This is a genomic window from Streptomyces sp. NPDC006512 (assembly GCF_040611935.1).
GTDB lineage: Bacteria > Actinomycetota > Actinomycetes > Streptomycetales > Streptomycetaceae > Streptomyces.
Genome location: NZ_JBEXPG010000088.1, coordinates 1 through 25,127 on the forward strand (window position 1 = coordinate 1; position 25,127 = coordinate 25,127).

Consider the following 25,127-nt stretch of genomic DNA (forward strand, 5'->3'; position numbering starts at 1 on the left):
CCCAGCGCGACCGCGCCGTCGGCGTTCCGCTTGAACCAGATGTTCGGGAAACCGAGGAACCGGTGCCAGGCCACACCCATGTTGGTGTTCAGCGAAATCGTGATCATCCAGATGAACGAGGCCGAGATCTTCACCATGGCGAAGAAGTAGACGAGGTTCTCCAGGGTGCCCGTGCTCAGCCCGTCGAGGGCGAGCACCAACGGGTACGAGGCGAAGTACGCGGCCTCGTAGCCCTCGACGTGGTGCAGCGCGCCCTCCAGGCCGCGCAGGACCATGATGCAGATGCCGATGGTGAGGATGACGCCCTCGACGAAGTACGCCTGCCAGGCCTTCGAGCCCGCGAAGCGCGACTTGCGGCCGGCGCGGGAGGGCAGGTTCGCCAGGCGGACGCCGATCAGGGTGAGGATGCCCACGGTCATCATCGTGCCGAACACCTCGACCACCAGCTCCCACGGCAGGAAGGTGCCGATGAAGGGGAGCAGCCAGTCGGCCTGGAAGAGCTGGCCGAAGGCGTTGGCGATGGTGAGGAGCAGACTGAAGAAGCCGATGGCGACGAACCAGTGGGCGACGCCGACGACGCCCCAGCTGTTCATTCGGGTGTGGCCCAGGAACTCCCTGACCACGGTGACCGTCCGGATGACGGGATCGTTGGTCCGCGCTCTGACGGGGACCGGCTGGCCCAGCATCACGAAGCGTAATATCTGCGCGATGGCTCGGCCGAACAGTGCGACGCCGACCGTGGCGAGCACCAGCGACACAATGATCGCGGTGAGTTGCATGAGGGGCTCCTCGGGCCTGCGAGAGCGGAGGTGTCGAGAACTACTCGGCGGTAACTTTGCTGTTCCCGACAGAGATTACCCAGGAACGAAGCCTTCATGAAGTCGCACCGTCGGTGATCTACGTCGCTGTGGCGCGCCCGGTCCGGACGCCGGCGGCGGCGCGCCGCACTTCACGGCCCGGACGGGCGGGCTCCGACGAGGGCGCCGTGGACGAGCAGCTGCACGAGGTCGGGCAGCGGGGGATCGCCCGCCTGGTGGCCGGGGTTGCGTGACCGCGCGAACAGCAGGTCGAAGAAGGTCCGGGCTATCTGTGGCGCGGGCAGCCGCAGGGACTCCTCCTCCGGAGCCAGCAGGGCCGCGAGGGCGGACACGACGGAGTCGACGGCCTCCCGGACCTCCCGCAACCCCCCGGTCGGGGCGGCCGGTTCGTGCCGCGCCCGGGCGTGACCCGCCGTCTCCAGGTACGCGACCACGGTGCCCATGCGCGTCAGGTACGCCTCCAGTACGTCGGCGGACGCGAGGAGGCGCGCCGTCACCGGGGCGTCCAGGGGGATGCCGGCGAGCGCGCGCAGGGCGTCGTCCGGGCGCGCGGCCTCGGCCGCGCAGGCGTCGAGTAACTCGCCCTTGTCGGTGAACACGTGGAAGATCGTCGCCTCACTGATGCCGGCGGCACGGGCGATCCTGCCCGTCGTCACGGCAAGGCCGCGTTCCGCGATCAGTGAGAGTGTGGATCGGACGATCATCTGGCGGCGCAGCTCGGGGCTCATGCCGGGAGCCCGTCGCCGCCCGAGGGTCTGGCCGGTCATGCGGAGAGGCTACTGACCGAATGATCACTCGGTCAATTGTGCTCATCTGCCCGGTGGTTCCCTTTTCGGCCATCGCCGAAGGCCCGGCCGTCGCCGTCCCCCTCGGCCGGATCGGCGGAGGGGGACGGCCCGGTCGGGTCGACGTGCGTACCGGGAGGCACGGGCCGTGGGGCCCGCGCCGTCAGGGCGTCCGGTGGCGTCCGGCGGGTCGTGGCAGGCCCAGCCGTTCGCGCAGGGTGGCTCCGGGCAGGGCGGCCGGCGGGCCGCCGTCCGCTCCCCGGACCTCGGCCGCGAGGGCCAGGACCGCCTCGTGTGACGCCTCCGCGGGGCCCGCCGGGGCGAGCAGGGTGAAGCCGTCCGCGGCGCCCGCGTCGAACAGGGACCGCAGCCGCTCGGCCGTGCCCGCGCCGCCGTCGACCCGGACGTCCAGCAGGACGGCGACGTCGTCGGCGTCGCGCCCGGCCGCCCGGACCTGCTCGCGCACGGACTCGCGGGCCCGGTCGGGGCCCTGGCCGTCCTGCGCCGGGAGGAGGACGACATCGGCGATGCGGGCGGCGAGCGCGAGTTCCTCCGCGTCCCTCGGGCGGTGGACCAGGACGGGGTTCCCCTGTGGCGGGCGGGCGATGTTCAGCGGTCCGGCCACGTCGAAGTACTCGCCCTTGTGGTCGAGCGCGTGCAGCTTCTCGGGGGTGAAGTAGACGCCCGACTCGCGGTCCCTGCGGAAGGCGTCGTCGTCGAAGCTGTCCCACAGGCCGGTCAGTACGGTGACGAACTCCGAGGCGCGGGCGAGCCGCGCCGCCGTCGGAGCGGCCTGCGGCCGGCTGTAGTTGGCCGCGGCGTCCGGGTCGGCGCCGGTCAGCGGCTGCCAGCCGGCGCGCCCGGGGGCGAGGTGGTCGGCCGTGGCCAGGACCCTGGCCGCATGGTAGGGGAGCGCGTGTTCCGTGGACACGGAGGTCACGAGCCCCACGGTGCGCGTGCGGACCGCCAGCGCGGCGGCGAGCGTACCGGCCTCGAAGTACGGCTCGTCGGCCGCGTCGTGGCCCGCCGACTGGCGGTCGTGGAGCAGCAGCGCGTCGATCCCGGCGGCCTCCGCCTCCCGGGCCCGGTCACGCACCCGCGTGAACGGGCGGGCGGCGGCGCCCGGCCGGGCGCCGTCCGCGGTGCCCGGTGCGGTGATCAGCCGGGTGAACAGGGTGATGCGTCCGTCACGCTGGGTCATGCGGCACCTGCCGTGATCGTCGCCTCGCCGGCCATGGTCGTCGGTTCGTCGGAGGGCGGGCCGTCCAGCCCCAGCTTCTCGCGCAGGGTGCCCTCGACGTATGCGTCGCGCACCAGGCCGCGTCGGCGCAGCTCGGGCACGACGTGGTCGACGAAGGCGTCGAGGGAGGCGGGGAGGTGCGGGAAGTCCACGATGTAGCCGTCGGCCGCGCGCTCGGTGAACCCGCGCTCCATGTGGTCCGCCACCTGCTCCGGTGTGCCGGCGAAGAAGTCGGCGACCTGCCGCAGGGCGAGCTGGCGCAACGTCAGGTTCTCCCGCTGGGCCAGCGACACCCACATCTTGGCCGTGCTGGACGAGCGGTTGGACGCCGGGATGTCCGGGACCGGACCGTCCAGGGGGTACCGCGCCAGATCCACGTCGCCCAACTGTTCCTGGAGCGCCCGGACGGCGACGATGTCGGGGACGAGGTCGTGGAGTTCGCCGATGAGCCGCCGGGCCTCCTCCTCGGTACTGGCGACCAGGGGCTGGACACCGGGCCAGATCTGGACCAGTTCCGGGTCCCTGCCGTGTGCGGCGATCCGTCGCTTCAGGTCGGCGTAGGTCTCCTGGCCGTCCGACAGCCGCGTGTGCCGGGTGAAGATCACTTCCGCGTGCCGTGCGGCGAACTCCCGGCCCACGGGCGAGGCCCCGGCCTGGAAGATCACGGGGCGGCCCTGGGGAGAGGCGGGCAGGTTCAGCGGACCGCGTACGTCGAAGAACTCGCCCGGTTCCAGGGGCAGCGGCTCCGGCGGAACGGGCCGCGCGCCCGCCTGCGCCTGCGCCCACAGCCGCTTGGTCACGCCGATGAACTCCTCGGCGCGGACGTAGCGCCGGTCGTGCTCCATGTGCGCGGGGAAACCGAAGTTGCGCGACTCCCAGGGCGCGGCCGAGGTGACGACGTTCCACCCGGCCCGGCCCCCGCTGACGTGGTCGAGGGAGGTGAACCTGCGGGCTATGTCGTACGGCTCGTTGTAGGTGGTCGTCGCGGTCGCGGCGAGTCCGATGTGCTCGGTTCCGGCGGCGTAGGCGGCCAGCAGGCTCAGCGGCTCGAAGTGCTCGTTGCGCGCGGTCTGGCTGATGTGCTGGACGTCGGTGCCCCAGACGGCCACCACGTCGGGCACGAAGAGGCAGTCGAACGTGCCGCGTTCGAGCGTGCGGGCGCACGCCAGGTGGAAGGCGAAGTCCAGTTGGGCGTCGATCGGAGTCGACGGGTGCCGCCAGGCGGCGATGTGCGAACCGGGGCCGTCGATGATGGCCCCCAGTTTCATCGTACGTTTCCGATGAACCATGCGATTTTCCCTCGGCTGAAGTTATCCGGACGAAGAGCTCCCGCTCGGAACGCGCGCTCCCGGGACGTGCCGGTCGGTTACTGCGGAGTAACGGTACTAGGTGATCGTGCCTCCTGTCCGTATCCAGAGACCTGCTCTTGCTCATGCCCGCACCTTTTCCTTTCGCCCGCGTCTCGCCCCCTGCCGTGCCTTCCGATGCCACGTCGACCGCTGGCCCGCCGCGCTGAGCGGTGCCCACCCGTGCTGAAACCGCGCTGAAACCCCGTCGAGCCATACTGGCCAGTAATCACCGGGTGCCGCACGGAATCCCGGCTTATCGAGCGGCCTGTCGGGCGGCTTTCCGCGGTGAACCCGAGCGGTTGCGGCCGAGGGGGCCGAGTGGCGGGTTCCGGTGCGGAGGCCCAGGTCGTGAGGGTGTCGGCGGTTCCCGCAGGGGGCTCCGGGACCTGGCGTCCGGGTCTTCCCGCGTGCGCGGCGCCGTCGACAACGGGGTGCGACGGCCGTCAAACACGCAAGGGTTCGACGGCCTTTATGTGATGCCTCCCACAATCGGCGTGGGTGGCCTTCAGGGAGTCGTTGATCGGAGACTCCTGACGAACAATGGCAAACCCGATCGAGGTATTTCCGACCCGTCCGGTCCTTTCGTGAACCGGTTCGTACGTGTGCTCGTGTTCTGGTCCTTCTGGAGGGATGTCGCCGATGAGTAGCGAAGTTATGTCCGGGCACGGCGACCAGAATTCGAGTGCGAAAATCGCCGTCGTCGGATTCTCTTGCAGGGTCGCCGGAGCGGCCACTCCCGGCGATTTCTGGCAACTCCTGAAGGACGGGCGGTCCGAGGTCGGGGAATTCCCGGCCGGCCGGACGCCCGGCCAGGGCGCGGGCGCTGCCGGCCTGCCGGGCGGCTACCTCGACGGCGTGGACCGGTTCGACGCGGACTTCTTCGAGGTGTCGCCGGCCGAAGCGGCGGCGATGGACCCCCAGCAGCGCCTGGCACTGGAACTGAGCTGGGAGGCACTGGAGCACGGCGGGACCTCCCCCCACGCCCTGCGGGGCACCAGAACCGGCGTGTTCGTGGGGGCCATCAACGACGACTACGCCGCACTGCTGCACCACCAGGGCGCGGACGCGGTCACGCGGCACAGCCTGACGGGCACCCAGCGCAGCTTCATCGCCAACCGGATCTCCTACCACCTCGGCCTGAACGGCCCCAGCGTCGTCGTGGACTCCGGCCAGTCGTCCTCGCTCGTCGCGGTCCACCTCGGGGTGCAGAGCCTCCTGCGCGGCGAGTCCGACGTGGTCCTGGCGGGCGGCGTCAACCTCATCCTCTCCGAGCACAGCACGACGGCCCTCCACACCTTCGGGGCCCTCTCGCCCGACGGCCACTGCTACACCTTCGACGCCCGCGCCAACGGATACGCGCGCGGCGAAGGCGGCGGGTTCGTCCTGCTCAAGCCCCTCGCGCGAGCGGTCGCCGACGGCGACCGGGTCGTGGCGGTCATCGAAGGCAGCGCCGTCAACAACGACGGCGGCGGAGCCGGCCTGACGGTCCCCAGTTCCACCGCCCAGCGCGAGTTGGTGCTCGACGCGTGCGCGGCGGCCGGGGTGTCGCCCTCGGACGTCCAGTGCGTCGAGCTCCACGGGACCGGCACCAAGGTCGGCGACCCACTGGAGGCCGCCGCCATCGGCCAGGCCCTCGGGACGGCACGCCCCGACGGCAAGCCCGTACGGGTCGGTTCCGTCAAGACGAACATCGGCCACTTGGAGGGGGCGGCCGGCATCGTCGGGCTGCTCAAGGTCATCTCCTGCGTCAGCCACCGCGAGTTCGTCCCGACCCTCAACCACGAGACGCAGAACCCGGGCATCCCGCTCACCGAGTGGAACCTCCACGTACAGCGGGAGCACGAGCCCTGGCCCGCTGAGAACGGCCGGCTCATCGCCGGCGTCTCCTCCTTCGGCCTCGGGGGCACGAACTGCCACGTGGTCGTCGCCGACGCGCCGCCCGAGCTGCGCGCGCACGCGGACATCCCCGCGGAGCCCGCGCCGACCGCGCCGGACACGGGCCGCGGCGCGGTCCCCTGGCTGCTGTCGGCGGGCAGCGAGGCGGCGCTGCGCGCACAGGCGGACCGGCTGGACACCCATGCCGCACAGCACGCGGACACCGACGCGCACGCGATCGGCCGCACCCTGGCGACGGGCCGGGCGCAGCTCGCGCACCGGGCCGTCGTCGTGGGCGAGGACGGCCCGGGCCTGAGGGCCGGGCTCCGGGCGGTGGCCGCCGGAGCCGGCGCCGCGAGGACGGTCCGCGGCCTCGCCGGTGACGCGTCGACGCGTGAGGACCGCGAGACGCCGTCCGGCGCCGACGACGGAGTGGTGTTCGTCTTCCCCGGCCAGGGCTCCCAGTGGGCGGGCATGGCGGTGGGACTGCTCGCGTCGTCCCCGGCCTTCGCCGACCGGATGGCGGCGTGCGAGGCGGCCCTGTCGCCGCACGTCGAATGGTCGCTGACCGAGGTGGTACGGGACCTGGCCGACACGAGCCGGCTCGACCGGGTCGACGTGCTGCAGCCGGTGCTGTGGGCGGTGATGGTGTCCCTGGCGGAGGTGTGGCGGGCGGCCGGAGTCGAGCCCGCCGCGGTGATCGGCCACTCCCAGGGCGAGATCGCGGCGGCGGTGGTGGCGGGCGCCCTGCCGCTGGCGGACGGCGCGAGGGTGGTGGCGCTGCGCAGCCGGGCGATCCGGCAGGAACTCTCGCAGCGGGGCGGCATGGTCGCCGTCTCGGTGGGCGCCGCGGCGGCCGGCGCGCTGATCGCCGAATTCGGCCGGCGGCTGTCGGTCGGCGCGGTCAACGGCCCGTCGTCGACGGTGGTGTCCGGCGAACCACGCGCGCTGGAAGAACTCCTCGCCCGCTGCGAGTCCGAAGGGATCCGCGCCCGCAGGGTGCCGGTGGACTACGCCTCGCACTGCGCCGAGGTCGAAGTCGTCCGCGACGAGGTCCTGCGGGAACTGACCGGGATCGCCCCCGCTCCGGCAGAGGTGCCCTACTACTCGGCCGTGACCGGCGGACCGGTCACGGGCCGGGAACTGGACGCGGAGTACTGGTACCGGAACCTGCGCGAGACGGTCCGCTTCGAGGAGGCCGTACGGGCCGCGGTCGCGGCCGGGTACACCCGCTTCGTCGAGGTCAGCGCCCATCCCGTCCTGGTGACGGGCGTGGAGGAGACCCTCGAAGCGGCCGGCGCGGGCGACAGCGGCCTGGTGCTCGGCACGCTGCGCCGTGACGAGGGCGGCTGGGACCGCTTCCTGCTGTCGGCCGCCGAAGCCTGGACCCGCGGAGTCGACGTCGACTGGCCCGCCGTGCTGGGCCCGGGCCCGAAGGCCGACGGCCTGCCCACCTACCCCTTCCAGCGCCGCGTCCACTGGCTGGACGCGGCACCGGCCCCGCGCCCGGACCAGGGCCCGCGGCCGCACCCGGACACACCGCGCGACGAGCCCCGGGAGGCAGCGCCGCGGACACCCGCGGACGAGGCGGCACCCGGGCGGACGGTGGATCTCGTACGGGACGAGACCGCCCTCGTCCTCGGGCACGCCTCCCCCCACGACCTCGACATGGACCGTACGTTCAAGGCGCTCGGCTTCGACTCCCTGGCCATGGTCGACCTGCGCAACCGGCTGAAGGCCGCGACGGGCGTCAACCTGACCACCACCGCCCTCTTCGACCACCCGACCCCGTCCGCGATCGCCGCGCACCTCCAGCGCCTGCAGCGCGGAGCCGACGAGAGCGCGCCCCCGCGGCCCGCAGCGCCGACCACGGGCACCGCCGACGACGAGCCGATCGCGATCGTGTCGATGACCTGCCGCTTCCCCGGCGGTGTCGCATCGCCCGAGGACCTGTGGGATCTGGTGATGGCCGAGCGGGACGTGATCGGGGACTTCCCGGTCAACCGCGGCTGGGACCTGGAGAAGCTGTACGACCCGCAGCTGGAGCGGCGCGGTACGAGCTACGTGCGGCGCGGCGGGTTCCTGCACGACGCCGTCGACTTCGACCCGGACTTCTTCGGCATCTCCCCGCGCGAGGCCCTCGCGATGGACCCGCAGCAGCGGCTCCTGCTGGAGACCTCGTGGGAGGCGCTGGAGCGGGCCGGCATGGACCCGTCGTCGCTGCGCGGCACCCGGACGGGCGTGTTCTTCGGTGCGATGTTCCAGGACTACGGACCCCAGCTTCAGGAAGGCGCCGAAGGCGTCGACGGGCACCGGCTGACCGGGGGAACGACCAGCGTGGCCTCGGGCCGGGTGGCGTACACCCTCGGTCTGGAGGGACCCGCGGTCACGGTGGACACGGCGTGCTCGTCGTCCCTCGTCGCGCTGCACTGGGCGGTACGGTCGCTGCGCTCGGGCGAGTGCTCCATGGCGCTGGCCGGCGGTGTGACGATCATGCCGACGCCGGGGATGTTCGTGGAGCTCAGCCGTCAGGGCGCACTGTCACCGGACGGCCGGTGCAAGGCGTTCTCGGCGGCGGCCGACGGCACCGGGTGGGCCGAGGGCGTCGGCGTGCTCCTGGTGGAGCGCCTGTCGGACGCGCGGCGCAACGGACACCAGGTACTGGCGGTGATCCGCGGCAGCGCGACCAACCAGGACGGCGCCAGCAACGGACTGACCGCGCCGCACGGCCCCTCGCAGCAGCGCGTCATCCGCGCCGCACTGGCCGACGCGGGCCTCGCGCCCGAGCAGATCGACGTGGTCGAGGCGCACGGCACCGGCACCAAGCTGGGCGATCCGATCGAGGCACAGGCCCTGCTGGCCACGTACGGGCAGGGACGGCCGGCGGACCGGCCGCTGCGCCTGGGGTCGTTGAAGTCGAACATCGGGCACACGCAGGCGGCCGCGGGCGCGGCCGGCGTGATCAAGATGGTGATGGCGATGCGGCACGGAGTGCTGCCGCGCACGCTGCACGCGGACGAGCCCTCGCCGCACATCGACTGGTCCGAGGGCGCGGTGGAACTGCTGACCCGGCCGGCGGAGTGGACGCAGGACGGCCGGCCGCGCCGGGCGGGCGTGTCCTCGTTCGGCATCAGCGGCACCAACGCGCACCTGATCCTCGAACAGGCCCCCGCCGAAGCACAGTCGGCGCCCTCCGGACCGGACCCGGTCGGCGAAGGCGGCGGCACCGGCCTCGCGGACACCGACGGCCTGGTCCCGTGGCTGCTGTCCGGCTCCTCGGAGGAGGGGCTGCGCGCGCAGGCCGGACGGCTCGCCGCCTTCGCGCAGGCGCGTACGGAGCTCTCCCCGACGGACGTGGGCTGGTCCCTCGCTGCGTCGCGGGCGGTGCTGGAGCACCGGGCCGTGGTGCTGGCGCCCGCCCCGGAGGCACGCCTGTCCGGCCTGTCCGCGATGGCCGCGGGCCTGCCCGCCGCGGGCGTGGTCTCCGGCACGGCGGACGTGCGGGGCAAGGTGGTGTTCGTCTTCCCCGGCCAGGGCTCGCAGTGGCAGGGCATGGCGACCGAACTGCTGGACTCCTCACCCGTGTTCGCGGCCCGCCTCGCCGAAGTCGAAGCCGTAATGGGCAAGTTCGTGGACTGGTCGGTGACCGACGTGCTGCGCCAGGCGCCGCACGCTCCCTCGGCCGACCGGATCGAGATCCTCCAGCCGGTGCTGTTCGCGGTGAACCTGTCGCTGGCCGCCGTGTGGCAGGCCGCCGGCGTGCGGCCCGCGGCGGTCGTCGGACACAGCCAGGGCGAGATCGCCGCCGCGCACGTGGCCGGGGCGCTGTCCCTGGAGGCCGCCGCGAAGCTGATCGTGCTGCGCAGCGCGCTGTTCGCCCGGGAACTCGTCGGCAACGGCGCGGTCGCCTCGGTGGCGCTGGCGGCTGACGCGGTCGAGGAGCGGCTCGCCCGGTGGCAGGGCCGCCTGGTGATCGCCGGACGCAACGGGCCCCGCGCGGTGACCGTCGCCGGTGACCTCCCGGCACTGGAGGAGTTCGTGGCCTCGTGCCAGGCGGAGAAGGTCCGGGCCCGCGTGGTGGGCTCGACGGTGGCCTCGCACTGCGCGCAGGTCGACCCGCTGCGCGAGGAGATCCTGGAGCTGTTCGCCGACATCGTCCCCGGTCCAGGCAGCGTCCCGTTCTACTCCACGGTCACCGGTACCGTCCGCGACGCGGAAGAACTGACGGCGCAGTACTGGTTCGACAACGCCCGGCAGCCGGTGAACTTCGAGACGACCGTACGGTCCCTGCTGGCGGACGGCTTCCGGTTCTTCGTCGAATCCAGTGCGCATCCCGTGCTCACCACGGGAATGCAGGCCACCTTCGAGGACGCGGAGACCGAGGCGGTGGCGGTCGGTTCGCTGCGCCGTGACGAGGGCGGTCCGGCCCGGTTCCTGACCTCGCTGGCCGAGGGGTACGTCCGCGGACTGCCCGGAGTGGACTGGAAGGCGCTGTTCGCGGGAACGGACGCGAAGCCCACCGACCTGCCGACGTACGCCTTCCAGCGCCGACGCTACTGGCTGGAGACCACGACCGCCGGCACCGGCGACCCGAGCGGCCTCGGCCTCGCCGACGCCCACCACCCGCTGCTGGGCGCGGCGGTGAGCACCGCCGCCGACGGGGACGTGCTGCTGACGGGCCGGCTGTCGTTGCGGACGCATCCCTGGCTCGCCGACCACACCGCCCTGGGCAGCGTCCTGCTGCCGGGCACCGCGTTCGTCGAGCTGGCCCTGCGGGCCGGCGAAGCCGTGGGCCGCGACCTGCTGGCCGAGCTCACCCTCGAAGCCCCGCTGGTCCTGCCCGAACGCGGCGGAGTCCAGGTACAGGTGGCGGTGGAGACACCCGACACCGACGGGCAGGCCCGGGTGGCCGTGTACGCGCGCCCCGAGACGACGGACGACACCGGCTCCCACACCGGCTCCGCCTCCGACGAGCCGTGGACCCGGCACGCGACCGGCCTGCTGGACACGGCCCACGGAACACCCTCCGGCGACCTGACGGTCTGGCCGCCCCAGGGCGCGGAACGCGTCGACCTGGACTCCTTCTACGAGCGGGTCGCGGACATCGGCTACGGCTACGGTCCGGCCTTCCAGGGCCTGCGCGCCGCCTGGCGCGTCGGCGAGGAGATCTACGCCGAGGTGGCCCTGGCCGAGGAACAGGACGCGGACGCGGCCCGGTTCGGCATCCACCCCGCCCTCCTGGACGCCGCCCTGCACCCCGTCCTGCTGAGCGCGCTCGACGGCCGCGACGGCCCGGCAGCCGCCCCCGTACGGCTGCCGTTCGCATGGACCGGCACCACCCTGCACGCCGTCGGTGCCACCTCCGTACGGGTCAGGGTCACCCCCGCCGGCGCGGACACGGTCTCCCTCACCATCACCGACACCTCGGGCGCCCCGGTGGCCTCGGCGGAGTCCCTGACCCTGCGCCCCGTCTCGGCACAGCAGCTCACCGGCGCCGCGGACACCACCCACAACGCGCTGTTCCGCACGACGTGGACCGCGCTGCCCGTCCCCGACGGCGCCGCGGACACCACCGGCTGGGCGGTGCTCGGCACACCGGAGACGGGCCTGTTCGACACGGCCCGCCACGCCCCCGACCTGGAATCCCTCTTCGCCGACGGAGCACCGCACGTCGTGGTCTCCGTGTCCCCCGGGACGCCGGCCGGAGGCGGACTCGCGGAGGCCGCCCGCGAGGCGACGGCCGAGGCCCTGGCCCTGGCGCGCGACTGGCTGGCCGAGGACCGCGCCGCGGGCTCCCTCCTCGTCGTCGTGACCCGGGGCGCCGTGGCGACCCGGACCGGCGAGGACGTCGTGGACCTGGCACACGCCCCCGTGTGGGGCCTGCTGCGGTCAGCGCAGTCGGAGAACCCGGGCCGGTTCGTCCTGGTGGACGTCGACGCCCTGGAGGAGTCCCGCGCGGCACTGACCGGGGCCGTGGCCGCGGCGGTGGCCGCGCAGGAACCGCAGGTGGCGGTACGTCAGGGAGCCGCCCTCGTACCGCGTTTGGCCCGCGTCACCGTCCCGGAGCCGACGGGCGCCGCCGGACCGCTGGACACCACCGGCACGGTACTGATCACCGGCGGCACCGGATCCCTCGGGGGCCTGCTGGCCCGCCACCTGGTCACCGAGCACGGCGTACGGCACCTGCTGCTCGCCAGCCGTCGCGGCCGGGCCGCGACGGGCGCGACGGAGCTGGAGGCCGACCTCACCGCCCTCGGCGCGACACGGGTGGAGATCGCGGAATGCGACACCGCCGACCGTGACGCGCTCGCCGCCCTGCTGGCCGGCATCCCCGCCGACCGGCCGCTGACCGCCGTCGTGCACGCGGCCGGAACGCTGGACGACGGCCTCGTGGCCTCCCTGACCCCCGAGCAGACGGAACGGGTGCTCCGCCCCAAGATCGACGCGGCGGTCAACCTGCACGAGCTGACCCGCGGCCTGGACCTGTCGGCGTTCATCCTGTTCTCCTCCATCGCGGGCACCTTCGGCAACCCCGGCCAGGGCAACTACGCGGCGGCCAACGCCTTCCTGGACGCCCTCGCCCAGCACCGCCACGCCCAGGGCCTGCCCGCCCACTCCCTCGCCTGGGGCCTGTGGGCCCAGTCCGGCGACATGCTCGGCCACCTCGCACAGGACGACCTCGCCTGGATGAAGCGCGCGGGCATCCAGCCCCTGCCGTCCGCCCTGGGCCTGGCCCTGCTGGACGCGGCGACCACGCTGGACGACCCGCACCTGGTACCCGTACGCCTGGAAACGGCCACCCTGCGGCACGAAGCCGCCTCCGGCATGCTGCGGCCCCTCTTCCGCGGCCTGGTACGGACGGCGGCCCGCAAGGCGGCCGCCGGCCCCGACACCTCCGGCAGCGGCGGCCTCGCCCAGCGCCTGTCCGGCCTCGGCCAGGACGAGCAGAGCCGGGTGCTCCTCGACCTGGTCCGCGCACAGGTCGCGACCGTGCTGGGGCACGCCACCCCGGAGACCATCGCCGCCGGCCGCCCCTTCAAGGAGCTCGGCTTCGACTCGCTCACCGCGGTCGAACTCCGCAACCGCCTGAACGCCGCGACCGGCCGGCGCCTGCCCGCCACGCTCGTCTTCGACCACCCCACCCCCGGACAGCTCACCGAACACCTCCGCGGCGAGATCCTGGGTACGCCGACGGAGCCCGCCACCGTCCCGCCCGCCCCCGCCACACTCGGCCACCCGGCGGACGAACCCATCGCGATCGTCGGCATGGCCTGCCGCTACCCCGGAGGCGTGAGCTCGCCCGAGGACCTGTGGCGGCTGGTGGAGTCGGGCGGGGACGCCGTGTCCTTCCTCCCGACCGACCGCGGCTGGGACGAGGGCCTGTACGACCCGGACCCGGACGCACCCGGCAAGAGCTACGCCCGCGAGGGCGGATTCCTCTACGACGCGGGGAACTTCGACCCGGCGTTCTTCGGGATCTCGCCGCGCGAGGCCCTGGCCATGGACCCGCAGCAGCGGCTGCTCCTGGAAACGTCCTGGGAGGTGTTCGAGCGGGCGGGGATCGACCCGGGCACGCTGAAGGGCAGCTCGACGGGCGTGTTCACCGGCGTGATGCACCACGACTACGGCAGCGCCTCCGAAACCCCCGAAGGCCTGGAGGGCTACGCCGTCACGAGCACCCAGGGCAGCGTCGCCTCCGGCCGCATCGCCTACACCTTCGGCCTGGAAGGCCCCGCGGTCACCGTCGACACCGCCTGTTCCTCCTCCCTCGTCGCCCTGCACCTGGCGGCGCAGGCACTGCGCTCCGGCGAATGCTCGCTCGCACTGGCCGGCGGCGTCACGGTGATGGCGACCCCGTGGGTCTTCGTGGAGTTCAGCCGGCAGCGCGGCATGGCGCCCGACGGCCGCTGCAAGGCGTTCTCCGCCTCGGCGGACGGCGCCGGCTGGTCCGAGGGCGCGGGCGTACTCCTCGTGGAGCGCCTGTCGGACGCCCGCCGCAACGGACACCAGGTCCTCGCGGTCCTCCGCGGCAGCGCCGTCAACCAGGACGGGGCGAGCAACGGCCTCACCGCACCCAACGGGCCCTCGCAGCAACGCGTGATCCGCCAGGCCCTGGCCGGCGCCGGGCTGTCGGCGGCCGACGTGGACGCGGTGGAGGCGCACGGCACGGGCACCACGCTGGGCGACCCGATCGAGGCACAGGCCCTCCTGGCCACCTACGGCCAGGACCGGCCCGCCGACCGGCCCCTGCGGCTGGGCTCCGTCAAGTCGAACATCGGCCACGCGCAGGCCGCGGCGGGCGTCGCGGGAGTCATCAAGATGGTGCAGGCCATGCGACACGGCCTGCTGCCGCGGACCCTGCACGCGGAGCAGCCCTCCCCGCACGTCGACTGGACCTCGGGCGCGGTGCAGCTGCTGACCGAACCGGTGCAGTGGGCGGTGGACGGCCGTCCCCGCCGGGCTGGTGTGTCGTCGTTCGGCATCAGCGGTACCAACGCGCACGTCATCCTGGAGGAGGCCGGCCCCGACACCCGGCCCGGGCAGCGGCCCGAGCTCCCCGCCGGCAGCGCGGACCTCGCGCCGTCCACGGCGGCCGTGGTGCCCTGGCTCGTGTCCGGCCGGTCCGAGACGGCCCTGCGGGCCCAGGCCGGGCGGCTCTCCGCCTTCGTGGAGGCCGGCACCCCGCCGGCCGTGCCCGACGTCGGCCACTCGCTGGCCACGACCCGGGCGGCCCTCGAACACCGCGGCGTCGTCCTGGCGTCGGACCGCGCGTCCGCCCTGGCCGGCCTGACCGCCCTGGCCGACGGCATACCCGCCGCCGGTACGGTCACCGGCAGGGCGTCCGAAGCCCCCGGCCAGATCGCGTTCGTCTTCCCCGGCCAGGGCTCCCAGTGGCGGGGGATGGCGGCGGGGCTGCTGGACTCCTCACCGGTGTTCGCCGCACGCCTCGCGGAGTGCGACGCGGCACTGCGGCCGCACGTCGGCTGGTCGGTCACGCACGTGGTCCGGGACGCGGCCGGCGACGGGGACGACGATCCGTCACTGGACGACGTCGTCGTCGTACAGTCCGCCCTGTGGGCCGTCATGGTCTCGCTGGCAGCGGTCTGGCAGTCGGTGGGAGTCCACCCCGCCGCCGTCATCGGCCACAGCCAGGGCGAGATCGCCGCCGCCGCCGTCTCCGGCGCGCTGTCCCTCGACGACGCGGCGAAGGTCGTGTCCCTGCGGGCCAAGGCGATCGCCGAACACCTCTCCGGCCGGGGCGGCATGGTGTCCGTACCCCTGCCCGCCGACCGGGTGCGGGAGCGCCTCACCCCGTGGGGCGAGCGGATCTCGGTCGCCTCCGTCAACGGCCCCTCGTCCACGGTCGTCTCGGGCGAACCGGAGGCCCTCGACGGGCTGCTGGCCGCCTGCGCGGCCGACGGAGTGCGGGCCAAGCGCATCCCCGTCGACTACGCCTCGCACTCCGCCCAGGTCGAGGCCATCCGCGGGCAGGTCATCGCCGCGCTGGCGGACATCAGGCCGCGCCGCGGCGACATCCCCTTCTACTCGACCGTGACCGGCGGGTTGTTCGACACCTCGGGCGTGGACGCGGAGTACTGGTACGCGAGCCTGCGGCAGGAAGTCCGGTTCGACGAGACCGTACGTGCCCTGCTGACGGACGGATTCGGCGTCTTCGTCGAATCCAGCGCACACCCCGTACTGACCGTCGGACTCCAGGAGACCTTCGAGGACACCGGCGCACAGGCCGTCGCCCTCGGCACGCTGCGCCGCGACGAAGGCGGCTGGGAACGCTTCCTGACCTCCCTCGCCGAAGGACACGTACACGGCCTGGCCGTCGACTGGAACGCGGTGTTCGCCGGTACCGGCGCGGCCCAGCGCGTCGATCTCCCGACGTACGCGTTCCAGCGGGAGCGTTTCTGGCTGGATGTTCCGGCGGGGCGGCGTGGTGATGTGGCGGGTCTGGGTTTGGTGGCTGCTGGTCATCCGTTGCTGGGTGCGGTGGTGTCGTTGCCGGATGGCCGGGGTGTGGTGTGGACGGGCCGGTTGTCGGTTTCTGAGCAGCCTTGGTTGGCGGATCATGCGGTGTTCGGTGGGGTGGTGTTGCCGGGTGCGGTGTGGGTGGAGTTGGTGTTGTCCGCTGGTGGGCGGGTGGGGTGTGGTCGGTTGGAGGAGTTGACGCTTCAGCAGCCGTTGGTGTTGGGGGTTGCTGGTGGGGTGCGGTTGCAGGTTGCCGTGGCGGGGGTGGATGGGTCCGGCCGGTGTGCGGTGACGGTGCATTCCTGCCCGGAAGGGCCTGTCAAGGGGGAGTTGCTGGGTGGTGAGGTGTGGACCCTCCACGCCACCGGAACCCTGACGGGAGCGGACGGGCCCGCCGAGGGAGGCATCGGCACCGACCTCACGGTGTGGCCGCCCCAGGGCGCCACAGCGGTCGGCGTCGGCGACCTGTACGACCGGCTCGATGAACTGGGATACGGGTACGGCCCCGTGTTCCAGGGCGTCCGGGCCGCCTGGCGGCGCGGCGACGAGGTCTTCGCCGAGGTCGCCCTCCCGGACCTGGTGAGCGGCGGGGCGACCGGGTACGGCATCCACCCGGCGCTGCTGGACGCCGTGTTCCACATGTCGATCGACCCGTCCGCGGATGAGGTGCGGTTGCCGTTCGTGTGGTCGGGCGTGGAGCTGTCCGGTCAGGGTGTGGGTGTGGGTGGTTCGGTCGTGCGGGTGGGTCTGGCGCTGTCGGCCGGTGGCGAGGTGTCGGTGCGGGTGGCTGACGCTTCGGGTGTGCCGGTGTTGTCGGTGGGCCGGCTGGTGACGCGTCCGGTGTCGCGGGAGCAGTTGCGGGCGGCCGATGGCGGGCTGCGGGACGCGTTGTTCGGGGTGGAGTGGATGCCTGCTCCGGCCTCGGTTTCGGCCTCGGTGCCGGCGGAGGTGCTCTCGGGTTGGGGTGTGTGGGGTTCGGTCGGTGACTCCGTCCCGGTTCCTCCGGTGGTGGTGTGGGAGCACCGTGGTGACGCGGCGGAAGGCGTGTCGGCTGCGACGGTCCGGGCCCTGGGCGTGGTGCGGGAGTTCTTGGCCGATGAGCGGTTCGTGGGCTCGCGGCTGGTGGTGCTGACGCGCGGGGCCGTGGCTGCCGGGTCGGATGAGGGTGTCCGGGATCTGGTGGCGGCTCCGGTGTGGGGTCTGGTGCGGTCGGGGCAGGTGGAGCATCCGGACCGGCTGGTGCTGGTCGATGTGGAGCCTGGTCTGTCCGCTGATGCGGAAGGGGCGGCGCTGCGGGCCGCGTTGGGTACCGTCGAGCCGCAGGTGGCGGTCCGGGGCGGCCGGGTACTGGTGCCCCGCCTCGCGCGGGTGGCCGCCACGCCGGAGAGCACGACCCAGGAGCCCTTCGGCCCTCCGGGCACGGTGTTGGTAACCGGCGGCACGGGCGGGCTGGGCGCGCTGGTGGCCCGGCGCCTGGTGTCCGAGTACGGGGTGCGGGACCTGCTGCTGGTCTCCCGCCGGGGCGGCGCGGCAGAAGGCGCCGAAGAACTGGTCGCCCAGCTCGTGGAAGCCGGCGCCCGAGTACGCGTCGAAGCCTGCGACGTCGGCGACCGCGACGCCCTCGCCGCTCTGCTCGCCTCCATCCCGCAAGACCGCCCGCTCACCGCAGTGGTCCACAGTGCCGCCGTACTCGATGACGGTGTGATCGAGTCGCTGGACGCGGACCGGCTGGCCGCCGTGTTCCGCCCCAAGGCGGAAGCGGCCCTCCACCTTCACGAATTGACGGCGGAACTCGACCTTTCCGCGTTCGTGCTGTTCTCGTCCTTCGCCGGCGTGGTGGGGAGCGCGGGACAGGCGGGCTACGCCGCCGCGAACGTCTTCCTGGACGCCCTGGCACACGAGCGCCGGGCACGGGGCCTCTCCGCCGTGTCCCTGGCGTGGGGCTGGTGGGCTTCCGACGGCGGCCTGACGGGCGGCCTGTCGGAGGTGGACCGGGGCCGTCTGTCGGCCCTGGGGCTCGCCGCGATGTCCGCCGACGAGGGCCTCGCCCTGTTCGACGCGGCAGTGGCCCGGGACCGGGCCCTGGCCGTACCGGCGTTGCTCGATGTCGCCGGGTTGCAGAGGCGCGACACGGAGGATGTGCCTTCGGTGCTCCGCTCCTTGGTACGACCTCCGGTACGTCGGACCCGCGCCGAGGACGCGAACACCGACTCGGGGCTCGCCGCCCGCGTCGCGGGCCTGGCCGAAGACGAACGCCGGCGCGTGATCCTGGACGTGGTCCGGGGCTACGTCAGCGGGGTGCTGGGCTACGGGGCCGGTCAACTCGTCGGACTGGACATCCCGTTCAAGGGGCTGGGCTTCGACTCGCTGATGGCGGTGGAACTGCGCAACCGCCTCAACCGGGCCACCGGACTGCGCCTCCCGGCCACCCTCGTCTTCGACCACCCCACCGTCCAGGACCTGGCACAGCACGTGGACACCTCGTTGGAGGCGGAAGACGCCCCCGGGATCGAGCCGATCCTCGTGGACCTCGGGAAGATCGAGCAGGTGCTGGCCGGGCCCGCTCTCGGCGGCGAGGCACGGCAGCGCATCGCGGACCGACTGGCGAGCCTGCTGGACCTCACCGGGCCCGGCCAGGACACCGCCGAACCGGTCGCGCAGCCGGACCCGGACGACGGTTCCGCCTTCGTCGACCAACTGGAAGCCGCGACGACGGACGAGATCCTCGACGTCATCGAAAAGCAATTCGGCTCCTTCTGAACCAGCCCCAGCCCCCGCCCCGCCCCATCCCGAACGCCTTTGCGGAGAGACCTCACATGTCTGATGAGAAGAACCTGCTGGACAAGCTGAAGTGGGTTGCGCGGGAGCTGCACCAGACCCGTCAGCAGCTCCAGAGCACCGAGCAGCGTCATCGCGAGCCGATCGCGATCGTCGGCATGGCCTGCCGGTATCCGGGCGGCGTGAGCTCGCCGGAGGACCTGTGGCGGCTGGTGGCCCGGAACGGCGACGCGGTGGCGGACTTCCCCGAGGACCGGGGCTGGGACACCGACTCCCTGTTCGACCCGGACCCCGACCGGCCCGGGAAGAGCGCGACCCGCAAGGGCGGATTCCTCTACGACGCCCCCGACTTCGACGCACAGTTCTTCGGGATCTCCCCGCGCGAGGCCCTCGCCATGGACCCGCAGCAGCGGCTGCTGCTCGAAGCCTCGTGGGAAGCGGTCGAGCGGGCGGGCATCGACATCACCACCCTCAAGGGCAGCCGTACGGGTGTCTACGCAGGGGTGATGTACCACGACTACGCCGCGGGTCTGGAGTCCGTACCGGACGAGATCGAGGGGTACTACGGGACCGGGACGGCGGCCAGCGTCGTCTCCGGCCGCGTCCCCTACACCTTCGGGTTCACGGGCCCGGCCATCACCGTCGACACCGCCTGCTCCTCCTCGCTCGTCGCCCTGCACCTGGCCGTACAGGCCCTGCGCAGGGACGAGTGCTCACTCGCGCTGGCCGGTGGCGTGACGGTCATGTCCAGCCCGGTGATGTTCGCGGAGTTCAGCCGCCAGGGCGGCCTGTCGGTCGACGGCCGGTGCAAGGCGTTCGGCGCCGGGGCGGACGGCACGGGCTGGTCCGAGGGCGTCGGCGTACTCGTGCTCGAACGTCTCTCGGACGCGCGGCGCAACGGGCACCAGGTGCTCGCGGTGGTGCGGGGCAGTGCGGTCAACCAGGACGGTGCGAGCAACGGACTGACGGCGCCGAGCGGTCCCGCGCAGGAGCGGGTGATCCGCCAGGCCTTGGCCGATGCGGGCGTACCGGCCGACACGGTGGACGCCGTGGAGGCGCACGGTACGGGCACCAGGCTCGGGGACCCGATCGAGGCGCAGGCGCTCCTGGCCACCTACGGCCAGGGCAGGCCGGCCGAACGGCCCTTGTGGCTGGGGTCGTTGAAGTCCAACCTCGGACACGCCCAGGCCGCGGCCGGCGTCGGCGGCGTGGTCAAGATGGTGATGGCGATGCGGCACGGTGTGCTGCCGCGGACGCTGCACGCCGAGGAGCCGACGCCGTTGGTGGACTGGTCGGCCGGCGCGGTCGAACTGCTGGGCGAGGCGCGGGCGTGGCCCGAGGCTGATCGTCCGCGGCGGGCGGGTGTGTCGTCGTTCGGGATCAGTGGTACGAACGCGCACGTCATCCTGGAGCAGGCTCCCGAGGAGCCGGCCCCTGCCGAGGACGCGTCGCCGCAGAGTGGTCTGGTGCCGTGGCTGGTGTCGGGTCGTACGGAGGAGGCGTTGGCGGCGCAGGCGCGCCGGCTGCGCGAGTACACGTCGGGCCAGGAGGCGTTGGACGTGCGGGCCGTGGGTCGTGCGCTGGCGGGCACCCGGTCGACGTTCGAGCACCGGGCCGTGGTGATGGGCGCGGACCAGGAGGCGCTGCTCGCCGCACTTGAGGGGCTGGTGGACGGTGACCGTGTTCCGGGTCTGGTGCGTGGGGTGGCGGACGGTGCGGCTCGTACGGCGTTGATGTTCACGGGTCAGGGCAGTCAGCGGGTGGGGATGGGCCGTGAGTTGTATGCGGCGTTCCCTGCTTTCGCTGAGGCATTGGATGAGGTGTTCGGGCTCTTTGACGTGGAGCTCGGTGGTTCGTTGCGGGACGTGGTGTTCGGTGAGGGCGGTTCGGTCGAGGGGTTGCTGGACCGGACGGTGTTCGCTCAGGCGGGGATCTTCGCTGTTGAGGTGGCGTTGTTCCGGCTGGTGTCGTCGTGGGGTGTGCGGGTTGATTTCCTGATCGGTCATTCGGTGGGGGAGATCGCGGCGGCGCATGTGGCGGGTGTGTTGTCGCTGGGTGATGCGGTGCGGTTGGTGGCGGCGCGGGGCCGGCTGATGCAGGCGCTTCGTGCGGATGGTGGGATGGCCGCGGTGGAGGGGACCGAGGCGGAGGTCCGGGCGGTGCTCGCCGGGGATGGTTTTGGCGGCCGGTTGGAGGTCGCGGCGGTCAACAGTGGTTCTTCGGTCGTGGTGTCGGGTGATGTGGACGCGGTCGGGGAGTTTACGGGTGGGTGGAAGGCTCGGGGTCGTCGGGTCAAGCGTCTGACGGTGAGCCATGCGTTTCATTCGCCGCATATGGACGGGATGTTGGAGGAGTTCCGTGCGGTGGCGGAGGGGTTGGAGTTCCATGCGCCGCGGGTTGCGCTGGTCTCCAATGTGACGGGGACGGTGGCCGGGGCGGGTGAGGTGTGCTCGGCCGAGTACTGGGTGCGGCATGTGCGTCAGCCGGTCCGGTTCATGGACGGGGTGCGGTCCCTGGAGGCCGAGGGCGTCACGGTGTTCCTCGAACTGGGCCCCGACGGCGTCCTCTCGGCCCTCGGACCCGACTGCCTCACGGCGGACGGGGAACACTCGGCGGCGTTCGTGGCCGGACTACGGGGCGAGGGAGTCCCGGAACCGCAGGCCCTGCTGAGTGCCGTCGCCCAGGCCCACACCCACGGAGTCGAGGTCGACTGGTCCACGCTGCTCGGCACCGGGCCGACCGCCCTTGACCTGCCGACGTACGCGTTCCAGCGGGAGCGTTTCTGGCTGGATGTTCCGGCGGGGCGGCGTGGTGATGTGGCGGGTCTGGGTTTGGTGGCTGCTGGTCATCCGTTGCTGGGTGCGGTGGTGTCGTTGCCGGATGGCCGGGGTGTGGTGTGGACGGGCCGGTTGTCGGTTTCTGAGCAGCCTTGGTTGGCGGATCATGCGGTGTTCGGTGGGGTGGTGTTGCCGGGTGCGGTGTGGGTGGAGTTGGTGTTGTCCGCTGGTGGGCGGGTGGGTTGTGGTCGGCTGGAGGAGTTGACGCTTCAGCAGCCGTTGGTGTTGGGGGTTGCTGGTGGGGTGCGGTTGCAGGTTGCGGTGGCGGGGGTGGATGGGTCCGGCCGGTGTGCGGTGACGGTGCATTCCTGCCCGGAGGGTGCTGTCGACGGGGAGTTGCTGGGTGGTGAGGTGTGGACGCTCCACGCCACCGGAACCCTGACCGGCATCGACGGTGCGTCCGGCACACGGGATCCGGAGGAGGATCTCGGCACGTGGCCCCCGCAAGGCGCGGTACCGGTTGACGTGCGTGACCTGTACGACCGGCTCGATGAACACGGGTACGGGTACGGCCCCGTGTTCCAGGGCGTCCGGGCCGCCTGGCGGCGCGGCGACGAGGTGTTCGCCGAGGTCGCCCTCCCGGACCTGGTGAGCGGCGGGGCGACCGGGTACGGCATCCACCCGGCGCTGCTGGACGCCGTGTTCCACATGTCGATCGACCCGTCCGCGGATGAGGTGCGGTTGCCGTTCGTGTGGTCGGGCGTGGAGCTGTCCGGTCAGGGTGTGGGTGTGGGTGGTTCGGTCGTGCGGGTGGGTCTGGTGCTGTCGGCTGGTGGTGAGGTGTCGGTGCGGGTGGCTGACGCTTCGGGTGTGCCGGTGTTGTCGGTGGGCCGGCTGGTGACGCGCCCGGTGTCACGGGAGCAGTTGCGGGCGGCCGATGGCGGGCTGCGGGACGCGTTGTTCGGGGTGGAGTGGATGCCTGCTCCGGCCTCGGTTTCGGCCTCGGTTCCGGCGGGTTGGGGTGTGTGGGGGTCGGTCGGTGACTCCGTGCCGGTTCCTCCGGTGGTGGTCTGGGAGCACGGCGGTGACGGGTCCGCGAGCCTGTCGGAGACAACGGCGCGGGCACTGCGGACCGTGCAGGAGTTCTTGGCCGATGAGCGGTTCGTGGGCTCGCGGCTGGTGGTGCTGACGCGCGGGGCCGTGGCTGCCGGGTCGGATGAGGGTGTCCGGGATCTGGTGGCGGCTCCGGTGTGGGGTCTGGTGCGGTCGGGGCAGGTGGAGCATCCGGACCGGCTGGTGCTGGTCGATGTGGAGCCGGGTCTGTCCGCTGATGCGGAAGGGGCGGCGCTGCGTGCCGCGTTGGGTGCCTCCGAGCCGCAGGTGGCGGTCCGGGGCGGCCGGGTACTGGTGCCCCGCCTCGCACGTCTCACCGCGCAGCGGGACGGCGAAGAACAGCCCCCGTTCCGCGCCACGGGCACCGTGTTGGTGACCGGCGGCACGGGCGGCCTGGGCGCGCTGGTGGCCCGACACCTGGTGTCCGAGTACGAGGTGCGGGACCTGCTGCTGGTCTCCCGCCGGGGCGCCGACGCCGAAGGCGCCGAAGAACTGGTCGCCCAGCTCGTGGAAGCCGGCGCCCGAGTACGCGTCGAAGCCTGCGACGTCGGCGACCGTGACGCCCTCGCCGCTCTGCTCGCCTCCATCCCCGACGACCGTCCGCTCACCGGCGTCGTCCACTGCGCGGGCGTCGTCGACGACGGAACCTTCGACACGGTGACCCCTTCCCAACTGGCCAGCGTCATGCGGCCGAAGGCCGAAGCCGCCCTGCACCTGCACGAGCTGACGGCCGGCCTCGACCTCTCGGCCTTCGTCCTCTTCTCCTCCTTCGCCGGTGTGGTGGGAACCGCCGGGCAGGCGAGCTACGCCGCCGCCAACGCCCTCCTGGACGCCCTGGCACACGAACGCCGTGCCCAGGGGCTGCCGGCGGTCTCCGCCGCCTGGGGTCTGTGGGAGGAAGACCGCGGCATGGGCGGCCAGGTCTCCGAGGCCGACATGGCCCGGATCAGGCGCCTGGGCGCCGTGCCGATGCCGGCCGACGAGGGACTCGCGCTGTTCGACGCGGTCGTGGCACACGAGCGGGCCCTGTGCGTGCCGGCCCGCCTGGACCTGGCGGGACTGCACAGGCGTGACGCGGAGGGCGTGCCCGCAGTGCTGCGGTCCCTGGTACGCGGCACCGTGCGGCGCACTCGGGCCGAGGAACCGGGCAGCGGGGCCGCGCTCGCCGCTCGCGTCGCGGGCCTGGCCGAAGCGGAGCGCCGGCGCGTGATCCTGGACTCGGTCCGGGGCTTCGCGAGCGGCGTGCTGGGCTACGGCCCCGGCCAACTGGTCGGGGTGGACACCCCGTTCAAGGGGCTGGGCTTCGACTCGCTGATGTCGGTCGAGCTGCGCAACCGCCTCAACGGAGCGACGGGTCTTCGCCTCCCCGCCTCCCTCGTCTTCGACTACCCCACCCCCCAGCGCATCGCCGAATACCTCACGCGGGAACTCGCGGGCGAGGCGGAAGACCGACCCGCCCATGCGGCGGCAGTGGCCCCGTCGGTCGTGTCGGACGACCCCATCGCGATCGTGGGCATGGCCTGCCGGTATCCGGGAGGCGTGCGGACCCCGGACGACCTGTGGCAGCTGGTCCTCGACGGCCGGGACTCCATAGGCCCGTTCCCCGACGACCGCGGCTGGAACGTGCGGGACGTCTTCGGTCCGGCGACGGAGACCGAAGGGAAGTCGTACGCGGTCGAAGGCGGTTTCCTCTACGACGCGGCCGAGTTCGACCCGGGCTTCTTCGGGATCTCCCCGCGCGAGGCCCTCGCGATGGACCCGCAGCAGCGGCTGCTGCTCGAAGCCTCGTGGGAGGCGGTCGAACACGCGGGCATCGACCCGAAGTCGCTGCTGGGAACCGACACCGGCGTGTTCACCGGCGTCATGTACCACGACTACGCCTCTCGGCTGCCGGACATCCCCGAGGGCCTGGAAGGCTTCCTGGGATTCGGCTCAGCGGGAAGTGTGGCCTCCGGCCGCCTCTCCTACTCCCTGGGCCTGTCCGGCCCGGCGGTGACGCTGGACACGGCCTGCTCGTCGTCGCTGGTGGCGATGCACCTCGCCGCGGACTCCCTGCGGCGCGGCGAGAGCTCGCTCGCCCTGGCCGGTGGCGTGACCGTGATGGCGACGCCCGGTGCATTCGTGGAGTTCAGCCGTCAGGGTGGTCTGTCGGCGGACGGGCGGTGCAAGGCGTTCGGTGCGGGGGCGGACGGCACGGGCTGGTCCGAGGGCGTCGGCGTACTCGTGCTCGAACGTCTCTCGGATGCCCGGCGCAACGGGCACCAGGTGCTCGCCGTGGTGCGGGGGAGTGCGGTCAATCAGGACGGTGCGAGCAACGGACTGACGGCGCCGAGTGGTCCGGCGCAGGAGCGGGTGATCCGTCAGGCGTTGGTGAACGCGGGTGTGCCGGCTGAGTCGGTGGATGTGGTGGAGGC

5 protein-coding genes and 1 pseudogene are annotated in these 25,127 nt (G+C 72.8%); 2 read left to right on the forward strand and 4 right to left on the reverse strand.

Annotation, left to right across the window (positions count from 1 at the left end):
- The 4 genes and pseudogenes from ABZZ17_RS37205 to ABZZ17_RS37220 all read right to left on the reverse strand — a co-directional run.
- Window positions 1–779: pseudogene (locus ABZZ17_RS37205) on the reverse strand (Fe-S oxidoreductase); the annotation flags it as partial.
- A gap of 170 nt (window positions 780–949) precedes the next feature.
- Window positions 950–1,585: a TetR/AcrR family transcriptional regulator gene (locus ABZZ17_RS37210; protein ID WP_356883304.1), complete on the reverse strand. Its 636-nt coding sequence runs from the start codon at window positions 1,583–1,585 to the stop codon at window positions 950–952.
- A gap of 181 nt (window positions 1,586–1,766) precedes the next feature.
- Window positions 1,767–2,804 carry an LLM class flavin-dependent oxidoreductase gene (locus ABZZ17_RS37215; protein WP_356883306.1) on the reverse strand — a complete coding sequence of 346 codons (1,038 nt, stop codon included), beginning with the start codon at window positions 2,802–2,804 and terminating at the stop codon, window positions 1,767–1,769.
- Window positions 2,801–4,111, reverse strand: a complete 1,311-nt coding sequence (locus tag ABZZ17_RS37220) for an LLM class flavin-dependent oxidoreductase (RefSeq protein WP_356883308.1) — start codon at window positions 4,109–4,111, stop codon at window positions 2,801–2,803. The genes ABZZ17_RS37215 and ABZZ17_RS37220 overlap by 4 nt, the downstream gene beginning before the upstream one ends.
- Window positions 4,112–4,831: 720 nt before the next feature.
- On the opposite strand from ABZZ17_RS37220, the gene ABZZ17_RS37225 reads away from it, so the two are divergent.
- Window positions 4,832–18,805, forward strand: a complete 13,974-nt coding sequence (locus ABZZ17_RS37225) for an SDR family NAD(P)-dependent oxidoreductase (RefSeq protein WP_356883310.1) — start codon at window positions 4,832–4,834, stop codon at window positions 18,803–18,805.
- A gap of 56 nt (window positions 18,806–18,861) precedes the next feature.
- Window positions 18,862–25,127 (forward strand): type I polyketide synthase (locus ABZZ17_RS37230; protein WP_356883312.1); only part of this gene is annotated, 6,266 nt, incomplete at its 3' end.

What these genes read in the sequence shown, in the direction of transcription:
- ABZZ17_RS37210 (WP_356883304.1), bottom strand. Translation starts at nt 1,585, where the DNA reads ATGACCGGCCAGACCCTCGGGCGGCGACGGGCTCCCGGCATGAGCCCC.
- ABZZ17_RS37215 (WP_356883306.1), bottom strand. Translation starts at nt 2,804, where the DNA reads ATGACCCAGCGTGACGGACGCATCACCCTGTTCACCCGGCTGATCACC.
- ABZZ17_RS37220 (WP_356883308.1), bottom strand. Translation starts at nt 4,111, where the DNA reads ATGAAACTGGGGGCCATCATCGACGGCCCCGGTTCGCACATCGCCGCC.
- ABZZ17_RS37225 (WP_356883310.1), top strand. Translation starts at nt 4,832, where the DNA reads ATGAGTAGCGAAGTTATGTCCGGGCACGGCGACCAGAATTCGAGTGCG.